This is a genomic window from Mycobacterium sp. SMC-13 (genome assembly GCF_045311035.1).
Taxonomy (GTDB): domain Bacteria; phylum Actinomycetota; class Actinomycetes; order Mycobacteriales; family Mycobacteriaceae; genus Mycobacterium.
In genome coordinates this window covers 261483-275823 of the sequence record NZ_JBJIAI010000003.1, presented here as the reverse complement: position 1 = coordinate 275823, position 14341 = coordinate 261483, and the positions used below count along the sequence as shown (strand labels likewise).

The 14341-nt window shown below is 68.5% G+C and carries 11 protein-coding genes; 5 read left to right on the top strand and 6 right to left on the bottom strand.

Features of this window, described 5'->3' with window-relative positions; all coding sequences use genetic code 11:
- Positions 1-322: 322 nt before the first annotated feature.
- Complete coding sequence (locus ACJH6I_RS07470) at positions 323-2026, top strand: cellulase family glycosylhydrolase (protein WP_406783894.1); 1704 nt, start codon at positions 323-325, stop codon at positions 2024-2026.
- 58 nt (positions 2027-2084) lie between these two features.
- Here ACJH6I_RS07470 and ACJH6I_RS07465 read toward each other — a convergent pair whose 3' ends face one another.
- The 4 genes from ACJH6I_RS07465 to ACJH6I_RS07450 form a co-directional block, all read right to left on the bottom strand.
- On the bottom strand, positions 2085-2981 hold the full coding sequence (locus ACJH6I_RS07465; RefSeq protein ID WP_318985741.1) for a cyclopropane mycolic acid synthase family methyltransferase: 897 nt from the start codon (positions 2979-2981) through the stop codon (positions 2085-2087).
- A 211-nt stretch (positions 2982-3192) separates the two neighbouring features.
- A complete protein-coding gene (locus tag ACJH6I_RS07460; RefSeq protein ID WP_318985773.1) occupies positions 3193-4038 on the bottom strand; it encodes an alpha/beta hydrolase in 846 nt (281 codons plus the stop codon).
- A 136-nt stretch (positions 4039-4174) separates the two neighbouring features.
- The gene (locus tag ACJH6I_RS07455; protein ID WP_318985742.1) at positions 4175-5539 is read right to left on the bottom strand and encodes an AarF/ABC1/UbiB kinase family protein; all 1365 of its coding nucleotides are present in this window, start codon (positions 5537-5539) and stop codon (positions 4175-4177) included.
- Positions 5540-5612: 73 nt separating this feature from the next.
- Positions 5613-6611 carry an oxygenase MpaB family protein gene (locus ACJH6I_RS07450; RefSeq protein ID WP_318985743.1) on the bottom strand — a complete coding sequence of 333 codons (999 nt, stop codon included), beginning with the start codon at positions 6609-6611 and terminating at the stop codon, positions 5613-5615.
- A 74-nt stretch (positions 6612-6685) separates the two neighbouring features.
- On the opposite strand from ACJH6I_RS07450, the gene ACJH6I_RS07445 reads away from it, so the two are divergent.
- Positions 6686-7288 (top strand): TetR/AcrR family transcriptional regulator, encoded by a 603-nt coding sequence (locus ACJH6I_RS07445; protein WP_318985744.1) that lies wholly within the window; start codon positions 6686-6688, stop codon positions 7286-7288.
- 53 nt (positions 7289-7341) lie between these two features.
- On the opposite strand, the gene ACJH6I_RS07440 is transcribed toward ACJH6I_RS07445, so the two are convergent.
- Together ACJH6I_RS07440 and ACJH6I_RS07435 are read right to left on the bottom strand one after the other, a co-directional pair.
- Positions 7342-7941 carry a DinB family protein gene (locus tag ACJH6I_RS07440; RefSeq protein ID WP_318985745.1) on the bottom strand — a complete coding sequence of 200 codons (600 nt, stop codon included), beginning with the start codon at positions 7939-7941 and terminating at the stop codon, positions 7342-7344.
- 2 nt (positions 7942-7943) lie between these two features.
- Positions 7944-8471 (bottom strand): DinB family protein, encoded by a 528-nt coding sequence (locus tag ACJH6I_RS07435; protein WP_318985746.1) that lies wholly within the window; start codon positions 8469-8471, stop codon positions 7944-7946.
- 61 nt (positions 8472-8532) lie between these two features.
- Here ACJH6I_RS07435 and ACJH6I_RS07430 point away from each other — a divergent pair, with 61 nt between their 5' ends.
- Genes ACJH6I_RS07430 through ACJH6I_RS07420 form a run of 3 tightly spaced genes read left to right on the top strand, consistent with a single transcriptional unit; the run spans position 8533 to position 14337 of the window.
- On the top strand, positions 8533-9492 hold the full coding sequence (locus ACJH6I_RS07430; protein ID WP_212806946.1) for a YafY family protein: 960 nt from the start codon (positions 8533-8535) through the stop codon (positions 9490-9492).
- Between the two features lie 43 nt (positions 9493-9535).
- Positions 9536-13729, top strand: a complete 4194-nt coding sequence (locus tag ACJH6I_RS07425) for an NEW3 domain-containing protein (protein WP_318985774.1) — start codon at positions 9536-9538, stop codon at positions 13727-13729.
- On the top strand, positions 13726-14337 hold the full coding sequence (locus tag ACJH6I_RS07420; protein WP_318985747.1) for a malonyl CoA-ACP transacylase: 612 nt from the start codon (positions 13726-13728) through the stop codon (positions 14335-14337). The genes ACJH6I_RS07425 and ACJH6I_RS07420 overlap by 4 nt, the downstream gene beginning before the upstream one ends.
- Positions 14338-14341 lie beyond the last annotated feature (4 nt).

Here is a 14341-nt window from a genome sequence, read left to right as displayed (position 1 = left end):
TGGCAACGATAATTCGTATTTGCTGAGTACGGTAATTAAGTGTGCTATGCAACGCGAATGCATCAAATTATTGGAAAATTCTGTCAGGAGTCTATCAGTGGGCTGTGAATAGACAACGGCGTTCTACCTGGTTATTGACCATAGGTATGTTTCTTTCTCCAACGGTTCTGCAGATTTGTTGCCGCCACTGGCGGTAATGTCTCCGCCATTCATCGACGGCCTCGTAACAATTCGCTGGCCGGTCGTTCGGGGTGAGGAGGACGGCATGTATTGGTCGCTGCGTGGATTGGTCCGTGCCTGTGTGTTTCGCGGCATTGTCGCGATGCTCCCGATCGCACTGATCTGCGCGTACGCGCCGTCGAGTGGGCCGGCGAATCTGACCGCCCAGATCGAGAACACCGCCGAAATCGTGTCTGCGCCGTCGACCATCGGGATCGCCGACTCGGGGCTGTACGGACAGACCCAGGCGCAGATCGACCAGACACTCGACACCCTGCAGTCCATCGGGGTCCAGGACATCCGGGTCTTCGTGCCGTGGATCTTCGTCGAACCTGCGCAGGGCACCTACAACTGGTCCTACATGGACATGGTCATGCAGGCCGCGGCCGACCGGAACATGGGCGTCATGGTGGAGATCGCCAGCACGCCGACATGGGCGGGCTCCTCGACGTCCATCACAGGTGCCGGCACGCCGGACCCGGCCACGTACGCGGCGTTCGCGGCCGAGGTGGCCAAGCGCTACGGCTCGACCATCTCGGCGTACGAGATCTGGAACGAGCCGAATTACGTGTTGTCGTCGGATCCCATCGACGCCACTGCCTACGCGGCGCTGCTCAAGGCGGCCTACCCGGCGATCAAGGCGGTCGACCCGACCGCCACCGTGGTCGCCGGCGCGCTCGGCAGCGTCATCAGCTTCGGCAGCATCACGCTCGATCCGGTGACGTTCGTCAAGGAGATGCTGGCGGCCGGCGCGTCCGGCTACTTCGACGCGTTGTCGTTCCATCCGTATCAGGAGTCGCTGCCCTTCTCGTCGGGCGCCGGTGTCGCGAATTCCCCACTGACGCAACTGAATGCGATCTATCAGCTGCTGCAGCAGTACGGCGACGGCAACCTCAAGATCTGGATCAGCGAGTTCGGTGCATCGACCAACGACGTCAGCGAGCAGACCCAGGCCGACCTGATCAAGAACCTGCTCGACACCTGGCAGACCCTCGCCTATGCCGGGCCGGTGTTCATCTACACCGCGCAGGACGGCGTCGCCGGTGCCGACGGCTACGGCATCTACAACGCCGACTGGACCCCGAAGCTCGCCGTCGCCGTCATCGCGGCGGCCATCAAGGAGTACGCCACCAGCGCGGCCGGAGGTGTCGGCTCGACGGTCGGTGGCATCGTCTCCGGTGTCACGGCGATAGCCCAGTCACTGGCGAGCCTGCTGAATTCGATCAGCCTGGCGATCCAGGGCGAGTTCCAGCAGTTGGGCAAGGCCATCAACGCCTGGGTCACGGCGGTCAGCTCGCACCTCAGCGGAGTCCTGCCGACCTCCACGCCGTTGGCCGCAAAGGCAACCGCCACGGCCACCGCCGCCACGGCATCCGTTGCGACTTCGGCCGCGGCCGCCCCGGCCACCGCGGAATCCGGGACGGCCGAATCCACGGAAACCACAGCGACGGCAACCAAGGTGAAGAAGCGCGCCAAGGGGACCGGCGCGGACGCCGGGTCAACCGCGTCGACGGTGTCAGACGCCACCGGGGCGTCGGGTACCGCTGCGGACGGCAAGGCATCGGACGCCGCCGCGGCTGACCCGGCCGGCAAGACGTCGGGCAAGCCCCGCAAGGATGACGGATCGACGTCACCCTCGAAGGGCACGCGCGGCAAGGCCACCACGTCGGACAAGGCCAACACGTCCGACAAGGCCACGAAGCCGGACCAGTCAGACGCTGGGGCGTCGGACACGCCCCCACCCGTCGACAAGCGTTCGCACCGGCACCGTGACGCGAGCGCGAAATCGTCGGCATCCGGCAGCTGATCCCGAAAACGAGTAGCGCCCCCGACCTCGGGTCGGGGGCGCTACTCGTCGAAAATGCCTACGCGGCTTCCTTTTGCTTGGTGTAGGTGACCAGGCTGACGTCGAGGCACTCGTCCAGGAAGTAGAACTGGCAGCCGGTCAGATACTTCATGTACCGGTCGTAGTTCTCCTGGCCCGCGATCTCGATGGCCTTGTCCTTGGCGTGCTCCAGGTTGGCGGCCCACACGCCGAGCGTCTTGATGTAGTGGTTGCGCAGCGACAGCGGCTCGGGGACGTTGAAGCCGGCCTTCTCGCCGTGATCCACCATCATCTGGGTGCTGGGCAGCCGGCCGCCGGGGAAGATGTCGGTCGCCATGAACTTGATGAACCGGGCCATCTCGAACGTCAGCTTCTTGCCGCGCGCGGCCATGTCCATCGGGTGGTAGCTCACGCTGCTCTGGATGGTCATGCGGCCGTCGGCGGGCATGATCTCGTAGCAGTTCTTGAAGAAGTCGTCGTAGCGCTCGAAGCCGAAGTGCTCGAAGGCCTCGATCGACACGATGCGGTCCACCGGCTCGTGGAACTCTTCCCAGCCCTTCAGCAGCACGCGGTGCGAGCGGTCCGACGCGGTGTTGCCGAGCAGCTCCGTGCAGAACGCCTGCTGGTTCTTGCTCAACGTCAGGCCGATGACATTGACGTCGTACTTCTCCATGGCGCGCTGCATCGTCAGACCCCAGCCGCAGCCGATCTCCAGCAGCGTCATCCCGGGCTTGAGGTCAAGCTGTTCGAGGTGCTGGTCGACGTTGGCGAGCTGGGCCTCCTCCATCGAGACGAACGGTCCGGTGAAGTAGGCGCAGCTGTACTTGCGGGAGTTGTCCTGGAACAGCCCAAAGAAATCGTCGGACAGGTCGTAGTGCGCCTGGATGTCCTCGAAATGCGGCCGCATGTCTTTGGCCTCTGCGGACTCCTGAATCATCTGTAACACCTAACTTGACCTTCCTCACTGGGTGGTGATGCCGGTCACTAAATCACAATCGTGCCCGCACAATACCTGGCCTCCGGCCGATTCCTTGACGTTGGTGTAACGCGCCGTCACGGTCAGTCGAGACAGCAAACGTAACCGCCTTGAGGCCGGTAGCCGCGTTCATTCCCCCAGCGTGGCGGCGGCTGTGACCGGACTGATACGTCTATGGGATTTCGGCAAATGTGGTGGCCAGTTCACCGGCGATGTCGTCCCAGAGGGGCTCGGGCAGGTCATGACCCATGCCGTCGAACAACACCAACCGAGCGCGCCGGATTGCTTTGGCCACTGCTCGACCACCGCTCGGTCGCATCAGTTTATCGGCCCGACCATGGATGACGACCGTCGGGACGGTGATCATCTCGTCGTAGTGCCGCAGGCTGCCGCTGCCCAAGATGGCCCCGAAGTGGCGCGCGACGCCGACGGGGTAGTACGAGCGGTCGTAGCTTTCGGCGGCGTCGGCCTCGGCCTGGTCGAGCGGCGTCGGGTAGCCGGGGCTGCCGATGATGCGGCCGACGTTGACCGCGTTGGCGATGACGCCGGCGCGCGACGTGTCCTGCGGCCGCGTCGTGATGGCCTTGAGCTGCTTCGGGCCGGGCGGCGGCAACAGCGGCTGGTTGTTACTGGAGAAGATGACGCCGAGCGTCTTGGTCCGGTGCTGGTAGCGGGCCGCGAAGACCTGCGCGATCATGCCGCCCATCGAGCCGCCGACGATGTGTGCCTGCTCGATCTCCAGGTGATCCAGCAGTGCCGCGGCGTCGTCGGCCATGTCCTCCAGCGTGTAGACCGCGTCGCTGCGCAGGCCGGCGTACGACCGCAACATCCGGGGCAGCAGCGCCGAACCGGCGTGCCTGCCCTCGATCTTGGTGGACAGGCCCACGTCGCGGTTGTCGAACCGGATGACGCGGTAACCCTTCTCGATGAGCTTGTCGCAGAAGCCTTTTCGCCACAACAGCAGCTGCGCCCCCAGGCCCATGATGAGCAGCACCGCCGGATCGTCCGGATTGCCCATGTCCTCGTAGGCGATCTCCAGGTCGCCCGAGCGGGCGAATCCGGTGCGGACCTCGGGGGTGGTGTCTCGTTCGGGCTGCAATATCTACTCGTATCTCAGCGGGTGCTGTTCGATGGTCGGATTCGGCCTCCAGGGCCTACCCCTCGGATTGCCCGTCGGCGTTCTTGTGGTCGCGGCTGATGTCCACCATGAAATTGGCGAAGTAGCCCTTCAGCTGGGGGTCGCTCATCATCTGCCACCGCGGCGCCAGCAGCTTCATGTAGCGCTCGACGTACAGGAACTGCTTGCCGATCAGGACCAGCTCGCGCGGCAGCTTGACGTCGTATGCGTCGGCGAGCGCGGACAGTTGCTTGCCGATCTCGGCGTATGACATGTCGCCCAGCGACTTCATGGTCAGCGGCGTGGCGAAGGCCTCCAGGTCCTTGGCGGCCTGGCCCTCCGGTTTGACGGTGCCGACGGCGCCCATCATGACGACGATCCGGCCGGCGGCGGCGTGGTCTTTCGAGACCAGCAGGGCGTACACGAGTTCGCGCAGCAGCCACCGGGTCCGCGGGTCGATGCGGCCCATGATGCCGAAGTCGAAGAAGACGATCTTGCCGTCCTTGTCGACGTGGAGGTTGCCGGCGTGCAGGTCGCCGTGGAACAGGCCGTGCTTGAGGCCGCCCTCGAACACGCTGAACAGCAGGGCCTTCACCAGCTCCTCGCCGTCGAACCCGGCCTTGCGGATGGCGGCGGCGTCGTCGATCCGGATGCCCTCGACGCGTTCCATGGTCAGCACGCGCTCGCTGGTCAGGTCCCAGTAGACCTGGGCCACCCGGATGTTCTGGCCCAGCGGCGAGGCGTGCATGTGCGCCACCCAGGCGTCCATGGACTGCGCCTCGAGCCGGAAGTCGAGTTCCTCGGCGAGGTTGTCGGCGAAGTCGGCGACCACGTCCTGCGCCGACAGGCGCTGGCCCAGCTTGGCCAGTTCGGCGAGCTGCGCGCCGCGCTTGAGGATCTGCAGATCGGCAGCGACCCGCCGGCGGATGCCTGGACGCTGGATCTTGACGACGACCTCTTCACCGGAGTGCAGCGTCGCGTAGTGCACCTGGGCGATGGACGCGGAGGCGAAGGGCTCGTCGTCGAAGCTGGCGAAGAGGTCGGCCGGGTCGCCGCCGAGTTCTTCGCGCAGCAGCTTGTGCACCTCGTTCTTGTCGGCCGGCGGGACCCGGTCGAGCAGGCTGCGGAACTCGCGGCTCAATGGCTCGCCGAAGGCGCCGGGGCTCGACGCGATGATCTGGCCGAGCTTGACGTACGTCGGCCCGAGATCGGAGAACGTCTTCGGGACCTGCTTGATCACCTTCTGCTGCAGGCTGCCCTTGGAAAAGGCGCTGCCGACGACGCGTACGCCGGTCCGGGCGAGCTGCCAGCCGGTGGCCCCGATGCGGGCGGCTTCGACGGGCAGCGGCACCCGGTCCAGCCTGGCACCTTCACGGTGCGGTGTCTTCCGCGGAGAACTCATTGGTGAAGTGTCTCAAAACCCCGGGTACCGCCAAAAAGGTGTGTCTCGCGTCACGCCGTTTCGCCGGCGCGGATCAGACGAAGACGCTCTCGATGTCGGCGCGGCTGCGGACCGGGTCGCTGCCGGGCACGTACGCCGGGACGGTGTGCGGCGCCAGCTCCGGGTCGACGCCGCCTTTCACCCGCGCCGTGGCCTGGCGGAATTCCGGGAACGGTCCGGCGGCGGCGTGCAGGCCGTTGATGATCGACCACACCACGGCCCGGCGGGCGGCACGCTCGATCGGGTTGGGGTCGGTATGTCCGAGCAGCTGCTTGGCCCACTTCGGCATGGTGTCCCGGACGGCCCAGTCGACGGCGCTCTGCGGCATCGGCAGGTTGGGGCCGGTGGCCATGGCGGCGCCGTGCGTCAGCGCCAGTTTGGGGAGATAGGACTTCAGGCAGTCCAGGGTCTCGGCCTTGGTGGTGGGCAGGTCGGTGCCACCGAGGGCATGTCCGACGCGGATGAACTCGCCGTAGTAGCGGTCAAGTTTCTTGCCGCGCAACGGGTTCGGGTGGTAGAGCTCGTGCGCCGTCGCCAGGCCCCACACCACCGTCGCGTAGTTCCAGCGCAGCCAGTCCGGGTCGTCGGCGTCATAGGCCGCGCCGTCCGGGCGGACACCTTTGATGGTGTGGTGCATGGCGCGCACGGTCCGGGCCAGGTTCTCGGCGGTCTCGGTACTGCCGTACGCGGTGCCGATGAAGAACGCGATGGAGTGGCCCAGCCGGACGGCCGCGCCCTTCGGGTCGACCACCGGAATGGCCTCGCCGTTCTCGTCGCGCTTGACGAGTCGCGAGTGGTGCATGCCCATCCAGTAGATGGACGGGTCGAGGCGCTCGATGAACGCGGCGCACTGCAGGCCGAAGACCAGGGCCTCGGTGTGGGAGTGCACGTGCCAGACGGCACTGCCGGGGCCGAACCAGCCCGGGTCTCCGGCGGGGCCGGCGAACTCCATGCCGCGGAAGTAGTTCCGCCGGATGGTCTGGTCGAACCGGTGCTGAAGCTGATGCTCGATGAACTGGTGCGGCAGGTACACGTCAACCCCTTCTGGTCACGGTCGTAACCAGAATAGTATTTGGTGACGGGTGTGACCAGACCTAGGCTGTAGGGATGTCGACACCGACCAGGTGGGCGGGGGTTCCGCTCGACGACCGCCGCGCCGAGCGGCGCGGGTTACTGGTCGACGCGGCATTCGAGTTGTTCGGCTCCGGCGGCGAATCGGCGTTGTCAGTCCGGTCGGTGTGCCGCGCGTGCGGGCTCAACACCCGCTACTTCTACGAGAGCTTCGACGGCATCGACGATCTGCTGGGCGCCGTCTACGACAAGGTCAGCGTCGAACTGGCCACGGTGGTCGACGCCGCCATCGCCGTCGCGGGCGACTCGGTGCGGGACCGGACCCGGGCCGGCATCGCCGCCGTGCTGGGCTTCGGGTCCGCCGATCCGCGGCGCGGCCGGGTGCTGTTCACCGAGGCCCGCGCCAACCCGGTGCTGGCCGCGCGCCGCGCCGTCACGCAGGACCTGCTGCTCGATGCCGTCCTCGCCGAGGGCGGCCGGCTGCACCCCGGTTCGGATCCCGTCGCCGCGCGCGTCGGTGCGGCCATGTACACCGGGGCCATGGCGGAGCTGGCCCAACAGTGGCTGTCCGGTTCGTTGGGTTCGGACCTGGATGTGGTGGTCGACGCGGCACTGTCGCTGGTGCTGCGCCGAGAATGACGAAATGGCTGCTCCACCGTGGGTGGGAGCAGCCATTTCGTCCATCTCGAGCCCTACTGGGCGGCCGGCCGCCAGCGCTTGATGAAATCCGTCTCCGGCCACTCCTCCTCGGCGGCCAGCAGCTCGTACATGGTCGCGCGGTCGATGGATTCGCGGATGATGTCGGCGTGCCCGGCATGCCGCGACAGCTCCTCGATGATGTGCATGCCGACCCAGCGCACCGTCCAGTGGTCGACGTCGGCGGGGAACCACGGCACCTCGTGCGGGACCGGCACCAGCGTGTCGAGGTCGAGTTCGGCGAAGGCCTGCAGCGTCTGGGCGTTCTGCGTACGCAACGCGTCGAGCAGGTCGCCGAGCTTCTCGTCGTCGCGCATCGTGAGTTGATCCTGGTGTTCGGCCATCTGCTCGGCCATCGGCCGGGTGTCGCGCGGCGGGAAGTCGGGCGCGGCGACCGCACGCGCGACCCAGCCGGCCTGCACGCCGGTGACGTGCTTGATCAGTCCGCCGATCGACAACGCGCTGACCGATGGGGTCGAGCGGGCCTGCTCGTCGGTGAGGCCGTGGGCGACGGCTGCGAACGCGTCCTGCTGGAACGCGATGAAGTTGACGAGGGTCTGACGCTCGTCGCCTGCGGGTGCGGGCAGTCCGGCCATGTTCAGTTCTCCTTCGGGGTGTGGGTGTAAAGGTCACGGAGGCAGGCGATTTCAGCTCCGTGGTGAATGACTTCGCGATTGATGTGCAGCACGAGGGTGGCCATTGAGAAGTCAGCGTAGGGTCCCTCGGCGGGTCCGCACGGCCGGGCCAGGGCAGCGGCGTCGAGTCCGCGGACCCCGGTGATCCAGGTCGCGTAGGCGGTGTCGAGCTGCTCGAGTGCGGTGCGTGCGTCGCGGGCGTACGGCCACGACTGGTAGTCGGCCGGTGGGCCGCCGAAATGCGAGTGGTTCCGCATGGCCAGGACGCCGACGATGACGTGCGCCAGCCGCCAGGCGATGGTCGTGAACGGTTCGGGTTGCGGTGGCGGGTAGCTGAAGTCGATGGATCCGTCGGGGTGCAGTGTCCAGCACCCAGGCACCGGCTCCCAGAAGTATTCGTCGTCGGTCAGTCCCTCGAGCCGGGGACGCAGCTGGTGTTGCCAATGCCAGTCGAGTTGGTCGGCCAGTTCTTCGGTCCGTTCTTCGGTCACATGAAGAGCCTGACATTCAATTAGGACTGTTTCTGTCCTATGAATGCGGCAGAGTGTTCTCATGTCCGAAACGACGAGTCGCGTGCTGCAGCTGCTGGGGCTGCTGCAGGCGCGTCGGGTGTGGACGGGGCAGGAGCTGGCCGACCGGCTCGGCGTCACCGGCCGCAGTGTGCGCCGCGACATCGAACGGCTGCGTGACCTCGGCTATCCGGTGCACGCCAGTAAGGGCCGCGACGGCGGCTATCAATTGGGCGCCGGTGCCGCGTTGCCGCCCCTGCTGCTCGACCCCGAGGAGGCCGTCGCGATGGCGGTCTGTCTGCGGCTCGCGGCCGGGGGCAGCGTCGCGGGCGTCGGTGAGTCGGCGCTGCGGGCACTGTCCAAACTCGACCAGGTGATGCCGGCGCGGCTCCGGTCCCAGGTGTCCGCCGTGCACGACGCGACGGTGACCCTGACCGGTGGCGGTGCGGTCGAAGCGGTTTCGCCCGACGACCTGATGACGCTGGCCCGCGCCTGCCGCGACCACGAACACGTCAGGCTCGGCTACACCGACATCCGGGGCAACAGCACCGAGCGGCGGTTGGAGCCCTATCAACTCGTCACCACCGGGCGCCGCTGGTACCTGCTGGCCTACGACCGCGACAAGCAGGACTGGCGCACTCTGCGGCTGGACCGGATGGTCGATGTCAAAGCCGCGGGCACGACGTTCGCGCCGCGCCCGGCGCCTGATCCCGCCGAGTTCGTGCGTCAGGCCATCACGGCGTCGCCGTACCGGTACGTCGCGCGGGTTCGCTATGAGGCGTCGGAAAGTCAACTGGCGCAGATGTTTTCCGCGGCGTCGGCGCAGATCGAGGCGGACGGCCCGGACCGCTGCATCGTCACGGCCGGCGGCGACGATCCCGAGCGCATCGTGTTGTACCTGGCGATGCCGGGGTACCGGTTCGAGGTCCTCGAACCGCCGGAGGTGATCGCCGCGGCCGCGGTGGTCGCCGACCGGTTGCGTGCCGCAATGCCTCCCGAGTAGCGACGCTGCGCCGTATGGTGCAGGGGTGTCGACGGGACGACTCCTGCAGGTGACGGCGGTAGTTTCCACCGAGTTGTTCGTCGGCCCGGCCGACGAGCCGCTGCAGATCGTCCGGCTGGACTACACCGACTGTGCCGACGCCGCCGAGGTCCGGGTCGGCGGCGACGGGCTCAGTGGCCAGGCGGTGGCGCAGCCCGGCACCGGCGCCGTGGAGATTCCCGTGGTCGTCCAGGGCGGCCGGCCTGGTCAGATGCGGGCCGCGCGCCTCGAGATCGGCGGCGAGCAGACGCCGTTCGACTTCGTCGTCGCCGAGCCCGGCTGGACCATGCACATGATCAGCCACTTCCACTACGACCCGGTGTGGTGGAACACCCAGGCCGCCTACACCAGCGTCTGGACCGAGGACCCGCCCGGCCGGTGCCGGCAGACCAACGGCTTCGAGCTGGTCACGGCGCACCTCGAAATGGCAAGGCGCGAACCCGAATACAAGTTCGTGCTCGCCGAGGTCGACTACCTCAAGCCCTACTGGGATACCCACCCGGAGCAGCGTGCCCAGCTGCGGGCGCTGCTCGCCGAGGGCCGCGTCGAGATCATGGGCGGCACCTACAACGAGCCGAACACCAACCTGACCAGTCCCGAGACCGCGATCCGGAACTTCGTGCACGGCATCGGGTTCCAGCGCGACGTGATGGGCGCCGTCCCGGCGACGGCCTGGCAGCTCGACGTGTTCGGCCACGACCCGCAGTTCCCGGGCATGGCCGCCGACGCCGGCCTGACCTCCAGTTCATGGGCGCGCGGCCCGCATCACCAGTGGGGCCCGATGCACCGCGACGGCGACCCCGAGCGCATGCAGTTCGCGAGCGAATTCGACTGGATCGCACCGTCGGGCCGCGGGCTGCTGACCCACTACATGCCCGCGCATTACGCCGCCGGCTGGTGGATGGACTCGTCGGCGTCGCTGCAAGAGGCCGAGGACGCCACCTACGCCACGTTCGCCAAGCTGAAAAAGGTTGCGCTGACCCGCAATGTGCTCCTGCCGGTGGGCACCGACTACACCCCGCCGAACAAGTGGGTGACCGAGATTCACCGCGACTGGGCGGCCCGCTACACGTGGCCCCGCTTCGTGTGTGCGCTGCCGCGGGAGTTCTTCGCCGCCGTGCGGGCCGAACTCGAGGCCGGTGGCACCCAGCCGTCGCCGCAGACCAGGGACATGAACCCGATCTACACCGGTAAGGACGTGTCGTACATCGACACCAAGCAGGCCAACCGGGCCGCCGAGAACGTCGTGCTGGAAGCCGAACGGTTCGCGGTGTTCGCCGGACTGCTGACCGGCGCCACGTATCCGCAAGCCGCCCTGGCCAAGGCCTGGGTACAACTGGCCTACGGCGCACACCACGACGCCATCACCGGCTCCGAATCCGACCAGGTGTACCTCGACCTGCTCACCGGCTGGCGCGACGCCTGGGAACTCGGCCGGACCGCCCGCGACAACGCGTTGGCGCTGCTGTCGCGGGCCGTCGACGGCGACATCGTGGTGTGGAACCCCTTGGCGCACAGCCGAACCGACATCGTCACCGTCCACCTCGACGAACCGCTGGACGGGCCGGTACTCGACGTGGACGGCACGCCGGTCCCGGTCCTGATCGAAGACGACGGCCACACCGTCACGTGGCCGGCCCACGACGTGCCGTCGCTCGGGTGGCGGGGATACACGCTCAGCGACGCCGCGACGCAGTCCGAGTGGGCGCCCGCGTCCTGGGAACCGGTGTCCGGCACCAGCATCGGCAACGATCGCTACCGCTGCACGGTCGACCCCGACCGCGGCGGCGCGGTGTCGTCGCTGGTGCGCGCGGGCGTCGAGCTGATCGGCGCGGGCCGGGTCGGCAACGAGATCGCCGTCTACGACGAGCATTCCGCGCATCCGACCGAACACGAAGGGCCCTGGCACCTGTTGCCCAAGGGGCCGGTGGTGGGCTCCGCCGAGCGCGCCGCCGAGTCGGTACAGGCCTACCGCAGCGCGCTGGGGGAGCGGTTGGTGGTCACCGGGCGCATCGGTGACGTGCTGCGGTACACCCAGACCATCACGCTGTGGCACGGCGTGGACCGCGTGGACTGCCGCACCGTGGTCGATGAGTTCACCGGCGCCGACAAGCTGTTGCGCCTGCGCTGGCCCTGCCCGGTGCCGGGTGCGATGCCGGTCAGCGAGGTCGGCGACGCGGTGATCGGCCGCGGTTTCGGGCTACTGCACCAACGGGATTCGCACGACGCGGTCGACACCGCCGAGCACCCCTACACCTTGGACAACCCCGCCTACGGGTGGTTCGGGCTGTCCTCGGCGGTGCGGGTCCGGGTCCGCGACGCGCACGGCGAGAGCGTGCGGGCGGTGTCGGTCGCCGAGGTCGTCGCGCCGGACGCCGCCGACCCACAGTCGCCCACCCGCGACCTGATGGTCGCGCTGGTGCGCGCGGGGGTGACGGCCACCTGCAGCAGTGCCGGCAAGCCGCGCTACGGCGACCTCGCCGTCGACTCCAACCTGCCCGACGCCCGCATCGCACTCGGCGGCCCCGACGAGAACGCTTTCACCGCAGCGGTATTGGCGGCAGCCGAGCCCCGCTACGGCGCCGAACTGCGGCACCGCCTGACGGCCGGGAACGCGCGGCTCTGGGTGCCCGCCGACGCTGACCTGGTGCAGCGGTGGATTCCCGGCGCCGACCTGACAGGGGTGCGGGCTCTGCCGGTGCTGATCGTCGCCGGACCCGGCGCCATCGACGAGCTGATCGCCGCCCTCGCGACCACCGAGATCACCGTCGAGCAGGACGCCGCGGCGGGCATCGGGCCCTTCGAGGCCCGCAGTGTGGCGGTGCTGAACCGCGGCGTACCGGGTTTCGCCGTCGAACCGGACGGCGTCCTGCACACCTCGTTGCTGCGGTCGTGCACCGGCTGGCCCTCGGGCACCTGGATCGACCCGCCGCGCCGCACCGCACCCGACGGGTCGAACTTCCAGCTCCAGCACTGGACCCACACCTTCGACTACGCCATCGCGGCCGGCGACGGCGACTGGCGCGCCGCGGGCATCCCGGGCCGCAGCGCCGAATACTCCCAGCCCCTGCTCGCGGTGCGCACCGACCATCCCGCGGTGGCCGGCGGATTGCCCTGTACCGGTTCACTGTTGGGCGTCGAACCCGCATCCGAGGTGACGCTGGCCGCGCTGAAGGCCACCGGCAACCCGATCGCGGCCGGCAGCAGCGCGCCCGTCGACCCGAGCGCGGGCATCACCCTGCGCCTGGTCCAGACCTCGGGACGGCCGACCGAGGTCGACGTCACCTCGGGGCTCCGGCACCTCGAAGACGTCGAACGACTCGACCTGCTCGAACAGCCGATCGCCGGCAGAAAAGACCTGCGGCTGCACGGTTTCGAGATCGCCACCGTGCGGGCCCGACTCGACCTGCCGCACGTGCTCAACGGCGACCACGCCACCCTGGCGCCGGATGCCGAAGTCGCCCAACCGGTTTACGCCCGGTACTGGCTGCACAACCGCGGCCCCGCACCGTTGGGCGGACTGCCCGCGGTCGCTCATGTGCACCCCACCGAAGCCGCCGGCGCACCGGGCGTGCCCGTGCCGTTGCGCGTCACCGCCGCCAGCGACTGCACCGACGCCACGCTCCACGGCCGGGTCCGCGTGCTGTGCCCCGACGGCTGGTCGGCCACCCCGGACGAACTGCCCTTCGTGCTGCCGCCCGGCGGCTATCTGGAAACCAAAGTGCAGCTGGACCTTCCGGCCGACGCCCCCGCCGGCCGGTATCCGGTGCGGGTCGAGCTGGCGGTGACCGGCGGCGACAAGCACCATCAGGTTCCGGCCGCCTGGCGTCAGATGGTCGAGGACGTCTGTGTCGTCACCGTCGGCGAACCCGGCGACGCCCCGCTGCTGCGGCTGGTCGAGGAACCCCAACCGGTCGACGTCGTCGCCGGGCAACACGGCGACCTGAGCGTCGTTGTCGGCTCGGCCGCGGGTGCGCCGCTGAGCCTGGAGGCGCACCTGATCAGTCCGTGGGGCACCTGGGAATGGTTGGGGCCGGCCGTACTCGGCGCCGATGTGACGGCCGGTGGCACCGTCGCATTCGACTTCGACGTCGCGCCACCGTCGTGGGTCGAGCCCGGACAGTGGTGGGCGCTGATCCGGATCGCCGCGGCCGGCCGGGTGCTCTACACACCGGCGGTATCGGTGCGGGTCCGATGAACCGCATCGCCACCGTCGCTGGACGGGAGATACCCGTCACCGCACTCGACGAACGCGAAACACGTTTGCGGGCAAGCATATTGGCCTCGTCGCTGCCGGCGCCCGGGACCAGTGAGGGCCGCCAGCTGCGGCGCTGGCTGGCCCAGTTGCTCGTCACCGACGAGGTGGTGCGCGTGGCGGCAAGCGAACTCGGGGTCAGCGACGCGGGCGCGCCCACCGAAACCGACCTGCTGCCCGACGCGGCAGCCCGCATGGAGCTCGGCAGTATCGCCGCGGCCGCGCTCGAACAGCCGCTGGCACGGGCGCTGTTCGTTCGGGTGACCGCCGCGGTGCGGATCCCCGACGCGGAGGTCGAGAGCTACCACGCGCGCAACCCGCTGCGGTTCGCGCCGCCGGTACCCGGTCCCGGTGGCTGGTCCACCGCGCCGACCGTCGCCCCCGCACTGGATGAGGTGCGGCCGCAGATCACCGCGTACCTGCTGGCTTCGGCGCGCCGGCGGGCCTTCCGGCACTGGCTCGACGCCCGCCGAGCCGAGTCGGTGCACCTGGCGCCCGGCTACGAACATCCCGGCGACCCGCGTCAGCCCGACCACGTCCACCGGCACTGAAAGC

Excerpts from the sequence above, each read along its gene's own strand:
- ACJH6I_RS07460 (WP_318985773.1), bottom strand. The coding sequence starts at position 4,038 with ATGGGCAATCCGGACGATCCGGCGGTGCTGCTCATCATGGGCCTGGGG.
- ACJH6I_RS07440 (WP_318985745.1), bottom strand. The coding sequence starts at position 7,941 with ATGGCCGGACTGCCCGCACCCGCAGGCGACGAGCGTCAGACCCTCGTC.
- ACJH6I_RS07455 (WP_318985742.1), bottom strand. The coding sequence starts at position 5,539 with ATGAGTTCTCCGCGGAAGACACCGCACCGTGAAGGTGCCAGGCTGGAC.
- ACJH6I_RS07470 (WP_406783894.1), top strand. The coding sequence starts at position 323 with ATGCTCCCGATCGCACTGATCTGCGCGTACGCGCCGTCGAGTGGGCCG.
- ACJH6I_RS07420 (WP_318985747.1), top strand. The coding sequence starts at position 13,726 with ATGAACCGCATCGCCACCGTCGCTGGACGGGAGATACCCGTCACCGCA.
- ACJH6I_RS07465 (WP_318985741.1), bottom strand. The coding sequence starts at position 2,981 with ATGATTCAGGAGTCCGCAGAGGCCAAAGACATGCGGCCGCATTTCGAG.
- ACJH6I_RS07445 (WP_318985744.1), top strand. The coding sequence starts at position 6,686 with ATGTCGACACCGACCAGGTGGGCGGGGGTTCCGCTCGACGACCGCCGC.
- ACJH6I_RS07430 (WP_212806946.1), top strand. The coding sequence starts at position 8,533 with ATGTCCGAAACGACGAGTCGCGTGCTGCAGCTGCTGGGGCTGCTGCAG.